At 66.5% G+C, this 19,013-nt stretch carries 19 protein-coding genes and 1 tRNA gene; 2 read left to right on the top strand and 18 right to left on the bottom strand.

From position 1 onward, the window contains the following. Window positions 1–24 precede the first annotated feature (24 nt). Together prpC and prpB are read right to left on the bottom strand one after the other, a co-directional pair. Window positions 25–1,179: a 2-methylcitrate synthase gene (gene prpC / locus ABQY74_RS05855; protein WP_016903133.1), complete on the bottom strand. Its 1,155-nt coding sequence runs from the start codon at window positions 1,177–1,179 to the stop codon at window positions 25–27. A gap of 75 nt (window positions 1,180–1,254) precedes the next feature. Next, on the bottom strand, window positions 1,255–2,151 hold the full coding sequence (gene prpB / locus ABQY74_RS05850; protein WP_006448401.1) for a methylisocitrate lyase: 897 nt from the start codon (window positions 2,149–2,151) through the stop codon (window positions 1,255–1,257). Between the two features lie 146 nt (window positions 2,152–2,297). Between prpB and prpR the strand changes: the two genes are divergently transcribed. After that, a complete protein-coding gene (gene prpR, locus ABQY74_RS05845; protein WP_349793505.1) occupies window positions 2,298–3,899 on the top strand; it encodes a propionate catabolism operon regulatory protein PrpR in 1,602 nt (533 codons plus the stop codon). A 206-nt stretch (window positions 3,900–4,105) separates the two neighbouring features. Here the strand turns inward: prpR and ABQY74_RS05840 are convergent, their stop codons facing one another. The 14 genes from ABQY74_RS05840 to ABQY74_RS05775 form a co-directional block, all read right to left on the bottom strand. Beyond that, a complete protein-coding gene (locus ABQY74_RS05840) occupies window positions 4,106–4,432 on the bottom strand; it encodes a hypothetical protein (protein ID WP_127159574.1) in 327 nt (108 codons plus the stop codon). 306 nt (window positions 4,433–4,738) lie between these two features. After that, window positions 4,739–4,813: transfer RNA gene (locus ABQY74_RS05835), tRNA-Val, on the bottom strand. Between the two features lie 241 nt (window positions 4,814–5,054). Then, window positions 5,055–5,408, bottom strand: coding sequence for a PilZ domain-containing protein (locus ABQY74_RS05830; RefSeq protein ID WP_024938459.1), 354 nt, complete (start codon window positions 5,406–5,408; stop codon window positions 5,055–5,057). Then, window positions 5,405–6,364 carry a DNA polymerase III subunit delta' gene (locus tag ABQY74_RS05825; RefSeq protein ID WP_039523908.1) on the bottom strand — a complete coding sequence of 320 codons (960 nt, stop codon included), beginning with the start codon at window positions 6,362–6,364 and terminating at the stop codon, window positions 5,405–5,407. The genes ABQY74_RS05830 and ABQY74_RS05825 overlap by 4 nt, the downstream gene beginning before the upstream one ends. Then, a complete protein-coding gene (gene mltG / locus ABQY74_RS05820; RefSeq protein ID WP_349793507.1) occupies window positions 6,361–7,425 on the bottom strand; it encodes an endolytic transglycosylase MltG in 1,065 nt (354 codons plus the stop codon). Before mltG ends, ABQY74_RS05825 begins: the two co-directional genes overlap by 4 nt. A gap of 60 nt (window positions 7,426–7,485) precedes the next feature. Next, the gene (locus ABQY74_RS05815; RefSeq protein WP_349793509.1) at window positions 7,486–8,841 is read right to left on the bottom strand and encodes an aminodeoxychorismate synthase component I; all 1,356 of its coding nucleotides are present in this window, start codon (window positions 8,839–8,841) and stop codon (window positions 7,486–7,488) included. Between the two features lie 181 nt (window positions 8,842–9,022). Beyond that, on the bottom strand, window positions 9,023–10,258 hold the full coding sequence (fabF, locus tag ABQY74_RS05810) for a beta-ketoacyl-ACP synthase II (protein ID WP_024938455.1): 1,236 nt from the start codon (window positions 10,256–10,258) through the stop codon (window positions 9,023–9,025). 141 nt (window positions 10,259–10,399) lie between these two features. After that, window positions 10,400–10,639 (bottom strand): acyl carrier protein, encoded by a 240-nt coding sequence (acpP, locus tag ABQY74_RS05805; RefSeq protein WP_002814322.1) that lies wholly within the window; start codon window positions 10,637–10,639, stop codon window positions 10,400–10,402. A gap of 155 nt (window positions 10,640–10,794) precedes the next feature. After that, entirely contained in the window at window positions 10,795–11,538 is a 744-nt protein-coding gene (gene fabG / locus ABQY74_RS05800) for a 3-oxoacyl-ACP reductase FabG (RefSeq protein WP_102583875.1), read from the bottom strand. 82 nt (window positions 11,539–11,620) lie between these two features. Next, window positions 11,621–12,565 (bottom strand): ACP S-malonyltransferase, encoded by a 945-nt coding sequence (gene fabD / locus ABQY74_RS05795; protein ID WP_102583874.1) that lies wholly within the window; start codon window positions 12,563–12,565, stop codon window positions 11,621–11,623. A gap of 104 nt (window positions 12,566–12,669) precedes the next feature. Then, window positions 12,670–13,452, bottom strand: a complete 783-nt coding sequence (locus tag ABQY74_RS05790; RefSeq protein ID WP_349793512.1) for a serine/threonine protein phosphatase — start codon at window positions 13,450–13,452, stop codon at window positions 12,670–12,672. Between the two features lie 60 nt (window positions 13,453–13,512). Next, window positions 13,513–14,490 (bottom strand): beta-ketoacyl-ACP synthase III, encoded by a 978-nt coding sequence (locus ABQY74_RS05785; RefSeq protein ID WP_024938452.1) that lies wholly within the window; start codon window positions 14,488–14,490, stop codon window positions 13,513–13,515. A 90-nt stretch (window positions 14,491–14,580) separates the two neighbouring features. Then, on the bottom strand, window positions 14,581–14,775 hold the full coding sequence (gene rpmF, locus ABQY74_RS05780) for a 50S ribosomal protein L32 (protein WP_003483870.1): 195 nt from the start codon (window positions 14,773–14,775) through the stop codon (window positions 14,581–14,583). 97 nt (window positions 14,776–14,872) lie between these two features. After that, window positions 14,873–15,382 carry a YceD family protein gene (locus ABQY74_RS05775; protein WP_047128252.1) on the bottom strand — a complete coding sequence of 170 codons (510 nt, stop codon included), beginning with the start codon at window positions 15,380–15,382 and terminating at the stop codon, window positions 14,873–14,875. Between the two features lie 109 nt (window positions 15,383–15,491). Here ABQY74_RS05775 and ABQY74_RS05770 point away from each other — a divergent pair, with 109 nt between their 5' ends. Further along, complete coding sequence (locus ABQY74_RS05770; protein WP_126968512.1) at window positions 15,492–16,067, top strand: nucleoside triphosphate pyrophosphatase; 576 nt, start codon at window positions 15,492–15,494, stop codon at window positions 16,065–16,067. Window positions 16,068–16,181: 114 nt separating this feature from the next. Here ABQY74_RS05770 and ABQY74_RS05765 read toward each other — a convergent pair whose 3' ends face one another. Then, complete coding sequence (locus ABQY74_RS05765) at window positions 16,182–18,014, bottom strand: hypothetical protein (protein WP_349793514.1); 1,833 nt, start codon at window positions 18,012–18,014, stop codon at window positions 16,182–16,184. Next, window positions 18,014–19,009, bottom strand: coding sequence for a glycosyltransferase (locus ABQY74_RS05760; RefSeq protein ID WP_349793516.1), 996 nt, complete (start codon window positions 19,007–19,009; stop codon window positions 18,014–18,016). The genes ABQY74_RS05765 and ABQY74_RS05760 overlap by 1 nt, the downstream gene beginning before the upstream one ends. Between the last annotated feature and the right edge of the window lie 4 nt (window positions 19,010–19,013).

Here is a 19,013-nt window from a genome sequence, read left to right as displayed (position 1 = left end):
ATCAATCCAAACGCTGGCGCGTCCTCAGGAACGCTGATCCAGCGGTACGAAGACCTGATCTTCCGGGCCGGTGTAATTGGCCGAGGGACGAATGATCTTGCCGTCCATGCGCTGCTCGATGATGTGCGCGCTCCACCCGGCAGTACGCGCCAGCACGAACAGCGGCGTAAACATCGCCGTCGGCACGCCCATCATGTGGTAGCTCACCGCACTGAACCAATCCAGGTTCGGGAACATCTTCTTGATGTCCCACATCACCGTCTCCAGGCGCTCGGCAATGTCGTACATCTTGCGGCTGCCCTGCTCGTCGGAGAGTTCGCGCGCCACGTCCTTGATCACCTTGTTGCGCGGATCGGACACGGTGTAGACCGGGTGCCCGAAGCCGATCACCACTTCCTTGCGTTCCACACGCGCCTTGATGTCGGCCTCGGCCTCGTCCGGGGTGTCGTAGCGCTTCTGCACCTCGAACGCCACTTCGTTGGCGCCACCATGCTTGGGACCGCGCAACGCGCCGATGCCGCCGGCGATGGCGCTGTACATGTCGCTGCCGGTGCCGGCGATCACCCGGCTCGCAAACGTGGACGCATTGAACTCGTGCTCGGCGTACAGGATCAGGCTGGTGTGCATCGCACGCACCCATGAGTCCTTCGGCGCGAACCCGTGCAGCAGATGCAGGAAGTGCCCGCCGATCGAGTCGTCGTCGGTTTCCACCTCGATGCGCTTGCCGTTGTGGCTGTAGTGGTACCAGTACAGCAGCATCGATCCCAGCGAGGCCATCAGCTTGTCGGCAATATCGCGCGCGCCGGGATGATTGTGATCGTCCTTCTCCGGCTGCAGGCAACCCAGCACCGACACGCCAGTGCGCATCACATCCATCGGATGCGCCGACGGCGGCAGCTGCTCCAGTGCGGTTTTCACTGCCGCCGGCACGCCGCGCAGCGAACGCAGCTTGGCCTTGTAGCCGCGCAGTTCGCCGTTGTTGGGCAGCTTGCCGTGCACCAGCAGATAGGCAATTTCCTCGAACTCGCTGGTGGTGGCCAGATCCAGGATGTCGTAGCCACGGTAATGCAGATCGTTGCCGCTGCGGCCCACCGTGCACAGCGCGGTGTTGCCTGCAGCAGTGCCGGACAGTGCGACGGATTTCTTCGGCTTGAAGCCGGGATTGACGGTGTCGTTCATGCGATGCGCTCCCAAACGGTGTCGTGTTGCGGTGTCACGGATGAAGTTGCGGAACCTGCACGCGGCAAGGCGCGATCATGCGCCTTTGCGTGCAAACAACGCGTCCAGGCGCTGCTCGTAGCCGTGGTAGCCGATGCGCTCGTACAGCTCTTCGCGCGTCTGCATGGTGTCCAGCACGGCCTGCTGATGGCCATCGCGCCGAATCGCGGTATAGACCGCCTCGGCCGCCTTGTTGGCCGCACGGAATGCCGACAGCGGAAACAGCTGGATCGCCACACCGGCCTGCGCAAGCTGGTCGCGCGTGAACAGCGGCGTCTTGCCGAATTCGGTGATGTTGGCCAGCACCGGCACGCCCACTGCATCGACAAACCGCTTGTAGGTGTCCAGGTCGTACGCAGCTTCGGCAAAGATGCCGTCGGCACCGGCTTCCACGCAGGCGATCGCACGTTCGATCGCCGCATCCACGCCTTCCATCTGGATCGCATCGGTACGCGCAATCAGGAAGAACGCCGGATCGGTCTTGGCATCGGCTGCCGCCTTGACCCGGTCGACCATTTCGGCCTGGCTGACGATCTCCTTGCCCGGCCGATGCCCGCAACGCTTGGCGCCGACCTGGTCCTCGATATGGCAGCCGGCTGCGCCCGCCTTGATCAGCGACTTGATGGTGCGCTCGATATTGAACGCGCTCGGCCCGAAGCCGGTGTCCACATCCACCAGCAGCGGCAGCTCGCAGACATCGGTGATGCGGCGCACGTCGATCAGCACGTCTTCCAGCGTATTGATGCCCAGGTCTGGTAGCCCCAGCGAACCGGCCGCCACACCGCCGCCAGACAGGTAGATGGCCTGGTAGCCGGCACGCTGCGCCAGCAGCGCATGGTTGGCATTGATCGCGCCGATCACCTGCAGCGGCGATTCGGCAGCCAACGCCGCGCGGAAGCGCGTGCCGGCGGAAGCGGTGGATGAGGACGTCATGGCGATTCCAGAGTTGGGATGCGGAATTAGGCGCAAATGGCATGCCAACGCCAATCCATTGATTTCATTCGGCCAGAACGAACTATATGTTGCAAACCTGAAACGCAACGCGCAGCATGCAACATCTTTGCAACGCGGCACCAACGATGCGCAGCCCCAGGTTTACCGAGCCGATGGAGACCGCTCCACCGGTTATCTGGACCGTCAGCGTCTCTCGCCTGACCGGCCTGCTGGCCGACGTCATCCCCGAGTTCGACCAGCGCGCGCGCATCGAGCAGATCAACCTCGGTTTTGCCGAGGCGGTGGAGGTCATCGGCCAGCGCCTGCGCCGCGAGCGCTGCGACGTACTGGTCGCCGGCGGCTCTAATGCCGCCTATCTGCGTAGCCGGCTTGCACTGCCACTGGCGCCGATCCAGGCCACCGGGTTCGATCTGATGGAAGCGCTGGCGCGCGCACGTCGCATCGCACCGCGCATCGGCGTGGTCACCCATGCCACCGACGTGCCCTCGTTCCGCGCCTTCCAGGACAGCTTCGACCTCGACATCGAGCACCGCCGCTTCGTCACCGCCGAAGACGCGCGCGACTGCATTGCCGACCTGCGCGCCAGCGGCATCCAGGTCATCGTCGGCACCGGCATGGCGATCGATTTCGCCGAACAGGCCGGCCTGCCCGGCGTGCTGCTGTATTCGGCAGATTCGGTGCGCCTGGCGCTCGAACACGCCATCGCGCTGGGTACCGCACCCGGCAACGAGCGCGGCGGCAGCCGCACCGGCACGCGCCGGGTGCGGCGCACCGACGCATTACTTGGCGAAGACACCGCAATCGTGCATGTGCGCGAGCTGGTGCAGCTGTACGCCCCGCATCCGGGCACCGTATTGATCAGCGGCGAGACCGGCACCGGCAAGGAACTGGTCGCACGCCAGCTGCATGCCGGCAGTAGACGACGCGGCCGTTTCGTCGCCATCAACTGCGGCGCCATCAGCGAATCGCTGCTGGAAGCGGAATTGTTCGGCTACAGCGACGGCGCCTTTACCGGCGCACGCCGCGGCGGCCATGTCGGCCTGATCGAAGCCGCGCAGGACGGCACGCTGTTTCTCGATGAAATCGGCGAACTGCCGATGCCGCTGCAGACACGCCTGCTACGCGTGCTGGAAGAGCGCGAAGTGCTGCGTGTCGGCGCTACGTTGCCGGTCGCCGTCGACGTACGCGTCATCGCCGCCAGCCTGCAGCCATTGCAGGCTCTCGTCGAACAGGGGCGCTTCCGCCGCGACCTTTTTTATCGCCTGGCAGCGCTGCGCATCGCCCTGCCGCCGCTGCGTCATCGCCCCCACGAGATCGCCTTGTTGCTGGCACATTACTTCCAGCAACTCGGCGCGCTGCCGTCGCCATTGTCTCCAGCAGCGCTGCAGCGGCTGCAACAACACAGCTGGCCGGGCAACGTGCGCGAACTACGCAACCTGGTCGAACGCCTGTGCATCCACTGGAAGGCCCAACCGCACGACAGCCTGGACCTGGGTCAATTGGAACGCTGGGCACCCGAGCTGTTCGACATACGCATTGGCGACAGCGTGGCGGCCCCCGAACACAGCGATCTTGCAACCTCCCGCATGCAACTCACTGCCGCAGCGGTCCGCGCCGCGCTCGATCGCGCAAACGGCAATCGCGCCCTCGCCGCCCAGGCGCTCGGCGTCTCGCGCACCACGTTGTGGCGCTGGATGCGGGCGCACGCGTCGGCATCGCCTGCTTGAGATGCAGCTGCGGGCCCTGGCATCGCCTGCCCGGGCTGCAAGCGCAGACGTTGGTCGGCGAGCCTTCAGCACGCAAGATTGGCGGTCGGCGGCGACCGGTCATGCGACACGATCACACGACAGGGTCAGCGCGACGTTGGTAATGCGATCCCGCCGCAGATGCAGCACGCCACCCAGCACTCACCTAGTGAGCGAGCGCGCAGCGATCACTTGACCCGCGTGTATTCGGTATCGCCCGTGCTCAGGTGCCCGGTCGCCTGGTCGATCGCGTAGTTGACGGTGCCATCGGCGTTGGACACCTGCAGCACACCCTTGTTCAAGATCGCCGGATGATTCCTGGTCCTGACGCCACCGCCCAGCAGCTCCGGCGTGGTGTCGCGAATGATGAAGCTCTCGCCGTTGTGCTCGATGCTGAGCACGTTCTTCTCCGACTTCATGTTGACCCACTTGCCCACGTACTGCTCGCCCACGTCACGGGCACAGCCCGTCAGCAACATCATTGCAACCAGAGCACTTCCAAGCAGCGCCTTCATCGCCACTCCTTCTTCAACGCGGGGGATTGCAGGATGGCGATTCGCTCCCGAGCCTGCAACAAGCAGGCACAACCGGATGAACACGGCCGTCAGCGACTTGAACAAACCACTGAATCAACAGGCTCTGCACTCGACTCGCACGGATGTCGGCGACAACGACGATTCGACGGCATCGGCCACGTCCATACCAGCACTTCAACCGAGCCAGGTGCCCAGGCTTTGCAGGACACTGCAGGACAACAAAAAAGCCGGCTCATGGCCGGCTCTTCTTCTCGCGCTGAAACCCTTGCTGTTGCTGGGTCTCGATGGTGGGCGGTACAAGGTTCGAACTTGTGACCCTTGCCGTGTGAAGGCAATGCTCTACCGCTGAGCTAACCGCCCGATGACGCGAGCCGCACATTATAGGGCAGCTGTGGCGATCGTCAACAGGTTCATCCACTGCGATCATGATGCGGTCGAAAACGCCGCGTTCCGGTGACCGGGCGCGGCATTCGCGCTAGCTGGCAGCGATGACGCGGCGATCGATTCGGCGCCGTTCAAACGCCCGATACGCAGCTTCGATGCCCCGCGTCCAACACGACTGCGATCACGCGCACCCGCACCCGCCTCACACCGCATCGCCTCACATCGTATGCGTCGGCTTGTCCGAGGTCGTCAGACCCGCCAGCAACATCTCGATCTTGTTGCGCACACCCTCGCCTTCCGGGCCGTCCGGGAACTGCACGCCGATGCCGGCGGCGCGGTTGCCCTGCGCGCCGGCCGGGGTGGTCCAGACCACCTTGCCGGCCACCGGCAGGCGTTCGCTGGAGTCCGGCAGGGTCAGCAGCAGGAAGACTTCGTCGCCGAGCATGTAGCGCTTGGGCGTGGGCACGAAGATACCGCCACCTTTCACAAACGGCATGTAGGCGCTGTAGAGCGCCGGCTTGTCCTTCAACGCCAGCGACAAAATGCCCTGGCGTGCATTCATTGCACTCATCGAGTTCCCCTAGAACGTGCCGGACGCTCTCCCTCGCGCCAGGCCAGCAACAATTCCGTCACCGCCAGATCGGCGCGGACGGTGGTGCGCAGCAGGTCGCGGGTGCGATTGGCGGCGTCGAACCAGGTCGCCAGCTTGTGCAACCGGGACGGATCGGTCAAGCCGGCCGATGCCTGTGCCAGCGCAAGGTCTGCCGCGTGGCGCAGACGCTGGTCGGCCTGGCCGTCGTTGGTCCAGCGCTGCGCAATATCCACTGCGCTGGCGCGCCCGGCGGCGATCTGCTCCAGGTCCTGCGCCACCGCGCGGCGCACCGCCAGGCCATCCTCGCGCAGCCACTGCGCCGCAAGCCCCGGATGACCGCGTGCGGCATCCAGCGCTTCCTGTGCAGCCCGCTCGTCGACACCTTGCGACAGCAGCCAGGCCAGCGCCTCGTGTGCGGGCGGCAGCTTGAACTCCAGACGCTGGCAGCGGCTGCGGATGGTCGCCGGCAGGCGCGCCGGCTGCGCGCTGATCAACCACAGGTAGCGCCCCGGCGAGGGTTCTTCCAGCGTCTTGAGCAAGGCGTTGCAGGCGGCGCGATTGATCGCATCGGCCGGGTCGACGATCACGATCTGGGCGATGCCGTATTGCGGGGTCAGCGAGAGCTTTTGCGAAATCTCGCGTACCTGCTCGATCACGATCTCGGTGCGCAGCTTGTCGCCGGTACGGTTGGGAATGAACGAGATCAGCTGCAGGTCCGGGTGGGTTCCAGCTGCGATCAGCTGCCGGCTGCGCTGCGCCAGCGCCGGGTCCGGCGAGCTGGCCAGCACGTGCTCAGCCAGCGCCAGCGCCACCGCACGCTTGCCCAGGCCATCCGGCCCGCAGATCAGCAGGCCGTGCCCGAGCCGGCCGGCGTCCAGTGCCGCCAGCGTCTGGTCGTAGGCGCGCTGCTGCCAGGGTGAAAACGCAGTGGTCATGGAGTGGACTCCGGTTGCGGCAGGCGACGGCGCTGCAGGTAACGCGCCACCGCGGCATTGTGTTCGGCCAGGGTGGCCGAGAACGCATGCGCGCCGGTGCCATCGCCGACCGCCACGAAGTACAGGGCATTCCCTGGCGCCGGACGCACCGCCGCCAGCAAGGCCTCACGGCCGGGCATGGCAATCGGCGTCGGGGTCAGGCCGGTACGCGTGTAGGTGTTGTACGGCGTATCGGTGGTCAGGTCGCGGCGACGGATATTGCCGTCGTAACTGCTGCCGATGCCGTAGATCACGGTGGGGTCGGTCTGCAGCTTCATACCCAGCTGCAGGCGACGCAGGAACACGCCGGCAATCAACGGGCGCTCCGAGCCCAGCGCGGTTTCCTTTTCGATAATGGAGGCCAGGATCAACGCCTGTTCCGGCGAGCCGAGCGGCAGATCGGGCGCGCGCTGCTCCCAGGCCTGCGCCAGCGCCTTGTCCATGGCCAGGTGGGCACGCTTGAGCACGTCCAGATCGCTGTCGCCGCGCTGGTAGAGATAGGTTTCCGGCAGGAAGCGTCCTTCCGGGTGCTGGTTGGCGAACCCCAGCCGCGCCATCAACGCCGCATCGTCCAGCGCAGCGATGGATTGCTGCAGCGGCATGGCGGTGGCGATCGCGGCGCGCAGCTGGCGGAAGTTCCAGCCTTCCACGATGGTGAAGCGGTACTGGATCACCCGGCCCTGGCGCATGCGTTCGAGCAGCTCGCGCGGCGACAGCGCCGGCGCCAGCGCGTATTCGCCCACCTTGAGTTTGCCGGCCGCATCGACCTGGCGCGCGAGCAACTGCCATTCCAGATCGGTGCCCTGCGCCACGCCGGCGGCGCGCAACTTGCGCAACGTGGCCTTGAGCGAATCGCCGGGCGCGATCACCACGCTGGGCGCGCTCGCGCTCACCGGTGTCTCGGCAAAGTGCAGGTAATGCCGCCACGCCACCAGCCCCGCAATCGCCAGCAGCGCCACGAGCAACAGGGCCGTGCCCAGCACAGCCAGACATCCACGTTTGCCAGTCACCGCCACACGCACCTCGTCATTGCCCCAGCGCCGCGCAGGATACCGCGCGCCGGTGATGTCCCGTTGAAGCGCTCATGCCTGGTCGAAGGCGCGCAGCACGCCGCGCGCCTTGGCGCGGGTCTCGTCCAGTTCGCGCTGCGGGTCCGAATCCACCACGATCCCGGCGCCGGTGCGGAAATGCACCTGCTCCCCGGCCACCTCGGCGGTGCGGATCAGGATGTTCAGATCCATGTCGCCGTCGCGATTGAGCCAGCCGAATGCGCCGGTGTAGGCCCCACGCGCGGTGCGTTCGAGCTCGGCGATGATCTGCATGCAGCGCACCTTCGGACATCCGGTGATGGTGCCGCCGGGAAACACCGCGGCGATCGCCTCGCCCGGAGTGACGTCGGCGCGCAGACGGCCGCGCACATTGCTGACGATGTGGTGCACGTGCGCGTAGCTTTCCACGCCCATCAGCTCGTCCACCTCCACCGTGCCGGGCGCGCAGATGCGTCCCAGGTCGTTGCGCTCCAGGTCGATCAGCATGACGTGCTCGGCGCGCTCCTTCGGATGGCCGACCAGCTCGCGGATGCGTGCGGCATCGTCGTCGCCGGCAAAGCGCGCGCGGGTGCCGGCGATCGGGCGCGTCTGCACCACATCGCCCTGCACCGACACCAGCCGCTCCGGCGAGGAACTCACCACCGCGCGTCCTGCCGCGACGAACAGGCCGGCAAACGGAGCGGGATTGGCCGCGCGCAGGCGCGCATGCAACGCCGCCGGATCGACCGCCGCGGCGAACCTCGCATGCCAGGCGCGCGAGATATTGGCCTGGAACACATCGCCGGCGCGCAGATAATCGAGCACGCGCTCCACTGCATCGGTGAAGCGCTCCGGCGCGTCCTCATCGACAGCCTCCGGCCCGACCCAGCCGGGCAATGGTGGCAATGCGGCGCAGGCGGCGATGTCCTCGACGATGCGGGTCAGCAGATCCTCGCGGCCCGGCTCGGCCAGCGCGATGCAGCGGCCTTGCACCCGGTCGCGCAGCACTGCGGCAGGCGCACGCAAGGCCAGTGCGCTCGGCAAGCCATAGCTGCGCGTGGGCAACTGCAGAATCGGTTCGACCTGCGCGGCCAGTTCGTAATCCAGCAATACCGCCCAGCCGCCGCGAAACGGCCAGGGGCTGGTCGCATCGTGCGGCAGGCGCTCGGCCTGCCAGGCCGCATCCAGTGCGTGCAGAAAGCCACCGTCCAGCACGCGTCTATCGCCGTCGCGCGTGCGCCCATCGGCATCCAGCCGCAGGCGTGCGCCGTCTGCAAGCAGCAGCACATCCCAGCGACCGTGCGCGGTGCCGGAGGCGGTGGATTCGAGCAGTGCCGGATACCGCTGCGGCGCCAGCCGATGCAGCGCCAGCAGGTCGATGTCGGCGTGCAGGGGTCTGGTGAGCGTCATCGGCCGGTTGGGCGTGAGGTGCTAAGAGGCGCCGCCCTGCAAGGGAGGCAGGGCACGCATGAAGAAAAGAATCAGCTCGCGGAGCGACGTTCGGCCGCGTACACACGCCCTGCCCGACCGCCGTAACCTGGGTGCGGCGTGTACCGCGAAGCATTGTTCGCGGTACACCAGCGCCGGGACGTCAGACGCGCTTGAACACCAGCGTGCCGTTGGTGCCGCCGAAGCCGAAGCCGTTGGACATCACCGCATCCACCTGCACCTCGCGCGCCACGTTCGGCACGTAATCCAGATCGCAGCCTTCGCTGGGCTCTTCCAGATTGATGGTCGGCGGAATGATGCCGGTATGCAGCGCCATCACCGAGAAGATCGCTTCCACGCCGCCGGCCGCGCCGAGCAGGTGGCCGGTCATCGACTTGGTCGAGCTGACCATGGTCTTGTAGGCGTGGTCGCCCAGCGCGCGCTTCATCGCCAGGGTTTCGGCCAGATCGCCCAGCGGCGTGGAGGTGCCGTGCGCGTTGAGGTAGCCGATCTGCTCGGGATTGAGCTTGGCATCGCGCATCGCCGCGGCCATGCTGCGCGCCGCACCCTCACCGTCTTCGCTGGGTGCGGTCATGTGGAAGGCGTCGGAGCTGGCGCCAAAGCCGACCAGTTCTGCATAGATGCGCGCGCCACGCGCCTTGGCGTGTTCGTACTCTTCCAGCACCAGCACGCCGGCACCGTCGCCCAGCACGAAGCCGTCGCGCTGCTTGTCCCACGGACGCGAGGCGCCGGTCGGGTCGTCGTTGCGGGTGGACATGGCCTTCATCGCGCAGAAGCCGCCCACCGAACTCGGCGAAGAGCCGCGCTCGGCGCCGCCGGCCAGCATCACATCGGCGTCGCCATGCTGGATCATGCGCATCGCGGTGCCGATCGAATGGTTGGAGGTGGCGCAGGCCGATACGGCCGAGAAGGTCGGGCCTTTCAGGCCCTTGATCAGGCTGACCTGGCCCGGCAGCATGTTGATGATGGTGCTGGGCACATAGAACGGCGAAATCTTGCGCGCGCCGCCCTCATGGAATTTGATGGTCTGCTCTTCGATACCGAGCAGCCCGCCGATGCCGGAGCCGAGAATGGCGCCAACGCGTTCGGCATTGCTTTCGTCGATTTCCAGGCCGGAATCGTCCAACGCCATGAACGAGGCGCCGACACCGTAATGGATGAACGAATCCATCTTCTTGACGTCCTTGGCGGACACAAAAAGCGTGGGGTCGAAATTCTTGATCTCGCCGGCGATCTTGGTGGTGAACTGCGAGGCATCGATCTGCGTGATCGGGCCGATGCCTGAGCGCCCGTGGATGATTCCATCCCAGCTGGTGGCCAGATCATTGCCCAGCGGCGACACCATGCCCATGCCGGTAACGACAACACGACGACTCATTGCAGATCTCCTCACCACGGAACGGACGGTGCTTGCGGTTTGCGGATGACGCTTGAAAAACACAGGGCCGCATCAGCGGCCCCATGGAATGTCTGACGCAGCAGCGGCTTGACGCACGCCACCGCGGTCAGGAACAACGCATCAGCTCTTGACGTGAGCCTTGACGTAGTCGATCGCCTGCTGGACCGAGGTGATCTTCTCAGCCTCTTCGTCCGGGATCTCGCACTCGAACTCTTCTTCCAGCGCCATCACCAGCTCGACGGTGTCCAGCGAGTCGGCACCCAGGTCATCGACGAACGATGCGCTGGTGGTGACTTCCTCTTCCTTGACGCCGAGTTGTTCGACGACGATTTTCTTGACGCGTTCTTCGATGGTGCTCATTGGGGATATCGCTCCAGATGGAGTAGTGGTGGTACGAAAAAAACGCCATCGGGCTGCGATGGCCGCGTTGGATAGTGTAGTGGAAGCGACCGAGCCTTGCATTGCATCACAAGTCCCGGCCGATCAGCCACTTAGCGCCTCCCGGCGCCGCACGCTCACGGCATGTACATGCCACCGTTGACGTGCAGGGTCTCACCGGTGATGTAACCGGCGCTCGGGCCGGCCAGGAACGCCACCGCATTGGCGATGTCTTCCGGCGCGCCCAGATGCCCGAGCGCGATCTGCTGCAGCAGGGCGGCCTTGGCCTCCTCGGGCAGCGCCTTGGTCATGTCGGTATCGATGAAGCCGGGCGCCACCACATTCACGGTGACCCCGCGCGAGCCGATTTCCTTGGCCAGCGACTTGGAGAACGCGATGATGCCGGCCTTGGCCGCAGCGTAGTTGGTCTGGCCGGGGTTACCGGTCACGCCCACCACCGAGGCGATGTTGACGATGCGGCCCTTGCGCGCCTTCATCATGCCGCGCATCACCGCCTTGGAGGTGCGGAACACGCTGGTCAGGTTGGTGTCGATGATCGCCTGCCAGTCGTCGTCCTTCATCCGCATCAACAGGTTGTCGCGGGTGATGCCGGCGTTGTTGACCAGGATCGAGATCGCGCCGAACTCCTTGCCGATCGCATCGATCAGGCCATCGACCGCCGCGGCGTCGGTGACGTTGAGCTCACGGCCGTAGCCGCCCTGGGCAGCCAGGCGCGCACCGATCGCCGCAGCGCCGGAGACCGAGGTCGCGGTGCCGATCACGGTGGCGCCCTGGGTGGCCAGCGTGTCGGCGATGGCCGCGCCAATCCCGCGACTGGCACCGGTGACGAGGGCGATCTCGCCCTGCAGAGGCTTGCTCATGAATGCTGTTCCTCGAGTGGGGAGCTCGCGACCGCAGCCGCGAACGGTGAGGGCTGCCGGCAGCGCCGGCAGGTGCGTCGAATCAGTGCGTCCACGCCTCGAGCGCGCCGGCGTAATCGGCAGGCGTGGCCAGCGGACGGGCGTCCAGGCTCTTGTCGATGCGCTTGATCAGCCCGCTCAGCACCTTGCCGGGGCCGCATTCGGCGATCCGGGTGATGCCCTGGGCGGCCAGCGCCTGCACGCAGCCGGTCCACTGCACCGGCAGGTACAGCTGCTCGGCCAGCGCCTGGCGGATCGCATCGCTGCCGGTGTGCACGCGCGCATCGACGTTCTGCACCACCGGAATCTGCGGGGCGTGCCAGCTCAGCCCGGCCATCGCTTCGGCGAGCTGGTTGGCGGCATCGCGCATCAACGGGGTATGCGAGGGCACGCTCACCGCCAGCTTGACCGCCTTGCGCACGCCGCGCTCGGCCAGCAGGGCCAGCGCGCGATCCACCGCCGCCGCATCGCCGCCGATCACGATCTGACCGGGCGAGTTGAAATTGGCCGGCACCACCACCTGGCTGCCTGCCGCCTCGGCACAGACCTCCAGCACCAGCGCATCCTCGGCGCCCAGCACCGCCGCCATCGCACCGACACCGGCCGGCGCGGCGGCCTGCATGAACTGGCCGCGCAGCCGCACCAGGTGCGCGCCGTCGTGCAGCGACAGGGCGCCGGCAGCGACCAGCGCGGTGTATTCGCCCAGGCTGTGCCCGGCCAGGACCGCCGGGCGCTGCCCGCGCTGCGCATTCCACAGCCGCCACACGGCCACGCCGGCGGCCAGCAAGGCCGGCTGGGTGTATTCGGTGCGGTTGAGCATCTCTTCCGGGCCGCCCTGGGACAGCGCCCACAAGTCGACGCCAGCGCCTTCGGAGGCTTCGGCGAAGGTTTCGCGGATCTGCGGATGCAGCTCGGACAGTTCGGCCAGCATGCCCAGGGACTGCGAGCCCTGGCCGGGGAACACGAAGGCGAGAGTGGATTCGGTCACGCGTTGCTGCCTACAAAAATCGAGCCGGGATGATACGTGCGAAATCGCCCCGGCGTCTGTACTGCCGCGTATGCAAGGCCCGTCCGGCGCGACCGCCGGCACACTTACAGTAAGGCGTTGAGCAGGTCCATTTCGCCATCGGCGAGCCAGTCCACGCACATCACCAGCACCAGCACCACGGCCAGGGACGTCGCCGCGTGAATGGCTAAAATGGCGCGCGCCAGCGCCCCGGCCGAGCGCCCCAGGCGACCGGTGAGCTGCGCAAACCGCTGCAGGCGCCCGGTCACCACATGCGCATGCGCCGCCACCGCCGGGCAGGCCGCATCGAAGGCGCCCGTCATCAACCGCTGCAGCACCTCGCGGCGGCCGCGGTAATACTTGGCCACGCCGTAGCCGAACACCAGCCAGTCGCGCGCCTGGGCCTGCGCCAGGTCCATCACTTCCAGCGGGTCTTCTTCGAAATCGATGAAGCCGACCGCCTGCCCGTCGAAGGTCATGTTGCGCGGAAGCGGCTGGCCGAAATACGCGCCATCGCGATGGGCAGCGGCAATGGCCGCCACCGCCAGCGCGATCAGGCGGTCGCGCTCGGGCGCGTCGGCCTCGCGCAGGCAGCTGGCAAAGGAACGGCCGTTGTCGCTGAGCACCAGGGCCGCCTGCCCGCAACCGACCACGCGCGGCACATTCACCGCTTGCGCCTGCAGTTCGCCGAGCCGGCGCGCTTCCAGATCGCGCGCGGCATCGCCGCCACGGTGCGGCGGTGGACGCAAGGCGTCCAGGCCCCAGCGGCGGGCGACGAAGTTGAGTGCTCCGAGCGAGACCGCCCGGCTGTCGCGGCGGTACTGCTTCAGCCAGACGCGCTGTCCGGCGATGACGATGGGTTCTGCCATAACGGGTCCGTCCCTGACGCTGTCAGGCATCGCCGGCGGACGCGGCGCTGCCTGCGGAACTCAGTAGCGCAGCAGCGCCGAGCCCCAGGTAAATCCACCACCGAACGCTTCCAGCAGCAGCAATTGACCCCGCTGCACGCGGCCGGAGCGCACCGCTTCGTCCAACGCCAGCGGCACCGAGGCCGAGGAGGTATTGCCGTGGCGATCCACGGTGACGACCACCTGCTCCATCGGCAGATCCAGCCGCTTGGCGGTGGCTTCGATGATGCGCAGGTTGGCCTGGTGCGGGATCAGCCAGTCCAGGTCGTGCTTGTCGTAGCCATTGGCGGCCAGGGTCTCGTCGACCACCGAATCCAGCGCCTTGACCGCGTACTTGAACACGTCGTTGCCCTTCATCAGCAACGCGCCGCCGCCGTTCTTGCCTTCACCGAAGCCCACCGACACGCCGACCGGATCCCACAGCAGCTCTTTCTTGCTGCCATCGGCATGCAGATGGGTGCTGAGGATGCCGGTGTCTTCGTCAGCCTTGAGCACGACCGCGCCAGCGCCATCGCCGAACAGCACGCAGGTGGTGCGGTCGGTCCAGTCGACGATGCGGGTCAGGGTTTCTGCGCCCACCACCAACACGGTCTTGGCGTCGCCGCTGCGCACGAACTTGTCGGCCACGCTGAGCGCGTAGACAAAGCCCGAGCAGGCGGCGTTGACGTCCATCGCGCCACACCCGACATTGCCCAACCGCGCCTGCAACAGGCAGGCAGTGGACGGGAAGATCAGGTCCGGAGTGGTGGTGCCGACGACGATCAGATCGAGCTCGTCGGCGGTGACGCCGGCCGCTTCCATCGCCTTCAGCGAGGCGAAATACGCCAGGTCGCTGGTGGTCTGGTCGTCGGCGACGATGTGACGCTCACGGATACCAGTGCGCGAGAAGATCCATTCATCGCTGGTGTCGACGATCTTGGACATATCGTCGTTGGTCAACACCTTTTCGGGCAAATAGCTACCCGTGCCCGCGATTCTGGAATAGATCCGCTTGCTCATACTGTTCCCTGTTGCAAGAGCCGCGGTGATCGGCGGCTCCGGAAGAAGCGAGGGTCACCCAGCGGCGTCGAACGCGCCGGGTGCCACGAATCAATCTTCTTGGACGGCCGACGACTTGGTCGCAATCACCTTCTTGCCGCGGTAGTAACCGTCAGCGGTGATGTGGTGGCGCAGATGGATCTCGCCGCTGGTCGGATCAGTCGACAGCTGCTTGGCGGTCAGGGCATCGTGCGAACGACGCTGGCCGCGACGCGACGGGGTAACTCGGGATTTCTGCACAGCCATGGGATTGCTCCAACTTAAGTTCGATAACTTGTCTGTCGAGTCGAACAGGACGCTTTACGCCCGCGCCGACCTGTCTTTCCGCCCTTCACAGCGGCGGTTACTGTTTTTTGAACGCTGCCAGCGCCGCGAACGGACTGGCCTTGTCTTGCTCTTCCTGGGTCGGAACCCACTCGGCCTCGACGGCCTCGCTGCCCGGCGCCATCGGCACCACCGGTATCGACAACACCAGTTCGTCCTCGACCAGATCCGCGGCCCGCAGCATGCCATCTTCCGGCACCAGCAAGGCCTCGTACTCGGCCGGCAACGCAGCTTCGTCGGCTTCGTCACGGATCAAACCAAGACGCTGTCTGATTTGCACCGGATACAGAAAACGCTGCAGGCTGCGCTGGCAGGCCAGCGGAAGCTCGACATCGACACTGAGTTCGACATAGGCGACCTTCAGCAGGTCGTCATGATCGAACTGGAGCGAATAGACACACTCGCCCTCGGTATCGACCAAGCTCCCTCGCAGGCGGGTCATCGCAGAGAGCGGGATGCGGCCATCGAAGCGCCTGCGCGCTGCGACCATCCGCCAAGCATCCAGCATTTCGGGTACGTTCGCGGACATAAGCCGCAGAATGTTAAAGATCCGCCGACGCCCTGTCAAATACCCCTATTCACGCGCCTCGCAAGGCGCCAAGGCTGGCAGACTCCCTGCCCGTCCTGTGCAGCGCCCCATGATGCCACGCCTGATTCTTGCCTCCACCTCTGTCTATCGGCGCGAGTTGCTCGGCCGGCTGCGCCTGGACTTCACCACCGCCCGGCCGGAGGTCGACGAGCAGGCGCAGCCTGGGGAGCGCCCGCACGCGCTGGCCAGCCGACTGGCTGCCGAAAAGGCAGCAGCGGTGGCTGCGCAGGCGCCCGACGCCTGGGTGATCGGTTCGGACCAGGTCGCCGACCTGGACGGCCAGGCCCTGGGCAAACCGGGCACGCTGGAGCGGGCGCATGCGCAGCTGACCGCGATGTCCGGCCGCGTGGTGCGCTTCCATACGGCAGTGAGCCTGGCCGGCCCTGGCCGCACCGCGCACGCGCTGGACCTGACCGAAGTGCAGCTGCGCCCGCTGACGCCCGCCGAAATCGACCGCTACCTGGCCGCCGAGCCAGCGCTGGATTGCGCCGGCAGCTTCAAGTGCGAGGGTTTCGGGATCAGCCTGTTCGACGCCATTCGCTCGCAGGACCCCACCGCCCTGGTCGGTCTGCCGCTGATCGCGCTGGCACGGCTGCTGCGGCAGGCGGGGTTCGAGATCCCGTAAGAATTGCAGTGCGGCCAGGAGTGAAGGCCGCGCACGCACGGAAAAGATCGGGCACGAACAAAACTCCCCAATCCCGAATCTCGAATCCCCAATCCCTGCACCAGGCACGCAGCCCTAATCGGGCCGAGTCAGCTCACAGAACTGATACGGATAATCGGCCTGCCCCACGCGCGAGGACAGCGTGCGGCAGCGCGCAGGGTCCAGCGTCAGCCCGTACGCGGCCAGGCGCTGCTGCGCGGCCTCGCGCACCGCATGGTCTGCGGCGGCGATGTCCAGTGCCCTGCCCTTGGCAATGTTGAGCACGCAGCGGCCCGGCTGCGATGCATCCAGTTCGGCGCGCAGGCCGCGCGCGATCAACCAGCGCAGGCGCGTGCATTGTGGTTGCACGCTCCACCCTAGCCGCTGCGCCCAGCGATTCATCCGGTCGATCCGCAACTGCTGCTTGTCGCGCGCCGCGCCCAGCATGGCGTAGAGCTGGGGCCGCTCGGCAATCAACGTGCGCACGCGCTGCCGGTACTGGTCGGTCTCGGCAATATTCGTCGCCACACCGATGTAACGCACCTGCCGCGGAAGCAGCGGCACCCGCCAGGATTGCGGCTCGTCGCCGACCAGCAACACCGTGGAAGCGGCAGGTTCGCCCATCGCCGGTTGCTGCACCTGGAAGCTGTCGCGTGCCCAGGCTTCATGCCCCCAATCCTTCCACCCGACCACCGCGACCAGGGCACATAGCCCGATCAACCAGGCCGCCTTGCGATCGGCGCGTGCGGCAAATGCGTGCCGGCTCACGATCCAGAGCACCATCGGCGCAAGCAGCTCCAGCACCACCAGATAGCGATGAATGCTGAAAATGGCCTGCCACAGCGCGTACGCAACGCCGAAGAACACCAGCAGGACCACGGCCGAGCGATCCAGCCCGACCTGTCGCACCGGCCGACGCAGCAACCCGCGCCCTGCAGCGACCAGCGTCACCGCATACAGCACCGCCCAACCGGCCTGCACCAGACCGAGATCGCCGATCCGCTGCGGCTTGAAGGTAAACAGAAGCGGCCAGATCAGCTGCTCGCCGAGATTGCGCGGCAACCACCGCACATCGGCGATCGATACCGGCTGCGCCAGCGGCGATTTGAAGACTCCGTTGAACTGCGGAAACAGCGGATTGCCCAGGTGCTGCCAGACCTGCCAATACCAGGGCCCGGCCACCAGCACCAACACCAGCGCCGCAACGCCGGAAAGCACGCCAAGGCCCAGCATGCGCGAACGCAACCGCCCGCCATCGCACAGGACCGCCGGCACCAGCGCCAACGCGTAGAGCGCATTGGTGAGCTTGAGCGAGACGGCCAGGCCGATCAGTGCGCCGGCAATGGCCCATCGATGCACGGCATGCGTGCCCTGCCGCGCCCGCGCCTGCGCCGACAACACCAGCGCCAGCGCCGCCAGCACCGGGATCGCGCTGGCGGTATCGCCCATGGTGCCGCCAAGCCCGGACAGAAACACCGCGCTGCACATGCCGGCCACTGCAAGCAGCGGCGCCCATTGCGCGCGCCGCGTTTGCCCGGCCAATACGCGCCATGCCACTGCCGCCACCGGAACGAACACCAGCGCATGCAAGCCGCCCAGCAGCAGCCCGGCCACCGGCCCGGGAAGCTGCAGCATCAGCCAGGCATGCAGCACATCGAGCAATGGGCTGAAGTAACTCTGCATCTGCGCCGGCGCCAGATCCACGCCCAGCCGGTCGTGTGCCCAGGCGTCGCCGATGTAGAGGTGGTAGTTGCGCAGGTCCCAGTTGGCGTCCTGGCCCAGCCCAAGCGACAGCAGCGCGCCCAGCAGCACGACCGCTGTCACCGCCGCGGCGATCTGGCGTGGCGAATGAAAGCCGAAATGGCGATCGGCCCAGTGCAACAGCCGCTGTCGCCGGCCCACCGGCGTCGATGTCGCGATGGCTGCCATCAGCGGGTAGCTCCAGGCGCACGCGGCGCCACAACAGTGGCGACACCCGGCTCGGCCAGATACGCCAGATGCTTGGCCTCGACGCGTCCGCGCGTGACCGTGTCCAGGATCAGCCCGCACGCCAGCAGCAGGAAACCCAGCAGCATCAGCGCCACGCACAGGATCGCCGTGGGAAACCGTGGCACCAGCCCGGTCTGGAAATAGGTTTCGAACAACGGAATCGCCAGCACGATCGACAACGTGGCGCTAAGCACAAAGCCGATGGAGAAGAACAACAACGGCCGCTCGGCCTTGAACAACTTGGCAATGGTGGTGAGGATGCGCCAGCCATCGCGCCAGGTATTCAACTTGCTTTGCGAGCCCTCCGGGCGCACGCCGTAGGCCGTTTCGACCTCGGCCACCGGCATGCGCAACTGCAATGCGTGCACGGCCAATTCGGTTTCGGTTTCGAATCCCTGCGCATGCGCAGCGAAGGATTTGACGTAGCGCCGCGAGAACACCCGATAGCCGGACAGCATGTCGTCGAAACTACGGCCGAACAGCAGCCCCGCGCACCGCGTCAGCAATACGTTGCCGATGCGATGACCGGGCCGATACGCGGCCTGCTGCTGATCGCGGCGCGCGCCGACCACCATGTCCAGGCGCTCGTCGATCAGCTTGCGCACCAGCGCCGGTGCGGCGGCCGCGTCGTAAGTCGCATCGCCATCGACCAGCACATAGATGTCCGCTTCCACATCGGCAAATCCACGCCGCACCACATTGCCCTTGCCCTGCAGCGCCACGCGGCACACCTGCGCGCCGGCCGCTGCGGCGATCGTCGCGGTGGCGTCGCTGGAATTGTTGTCCAGCACATGGATCGCCGCGCCCGGCAAGGCAGCGGCAAACGCAGCGACCACCGAGGCGACCGTCGCCGCCTCGTTATGGCAGGGCACCAGCACGGCGATTCGGATCCCGGGCACAGGCACGGGAGAGACAACAGTCATGGCGTCGGTCATTGCG

Origin of the sequence: Xanthomonas sp. WHRI 7064 (assembly GCF_040202355.2) — a bacterium.
GTDB lineage: Bacteria > Pseudomonadota > Gammaproteobacteria > Xanthomonadales > Xanthomonadaceae > Xanthomonas > Xanthomonas arboricola.
This window is presented reverse-complemented; position numbering and strand designations above follow the sequence as displayed.